The organism is Streptomyces sp. 4F14 (assembly GCF_048159485.1).
Taxonomy (GTDB): Bacteria; Actinomycetota; Actinomycetes; order Streptomycetales; family Streptomycetaceae; genus Streptomyces.
The window spans coordinates 1-300 of sequence record NZ_JBLRVY010000463.1; the positions used below are offsets into that span (position 1 = coordinate 1).

Sequence of the window (300 nt, forward strand, 5' to 3'; positions counted from 1 at the left end):
GCTGGACCAGGACGTACTGCTGGACCTGCCGGGTCCGCACAGCACGTACGACCAGGCGCTGGAGTCGATCTCCACGGAGGCGGCCCTGGACCTGGTCCGCGGGCTGCCGAAGGACCAGGCCGAGGCGGTGCTGTTGCGGGTGGTCGTCGGCCTCGACGCCCCGGCGGCGGCCCGCGTCCTCGGCAAGCGCCCGGGCGCGGTGCGGACCGCCGCGTACCGGGGGCTGAAGCGTCTGGCCAAGCAGCTGGGCGTCCAAGGTGTGACGGATGACGGCCCTCGGACGCTGGGGGAATCGAAATG

General features: G+C 73.0%; 1 protein-coding gene. It reads left to right on the forward strand.

Going from position 1 to position 300, the window contains the following annotated elements; all coding sequences use genetic code 11:
* The coding region (locus tag ACLZOT_RS51605) for a sigma factor-like helix-turn-helix DNA-binding protein (protein ID WP_416976190.1) at nt 1–300 on the forward strand (300 nt) is incomplete at both ends.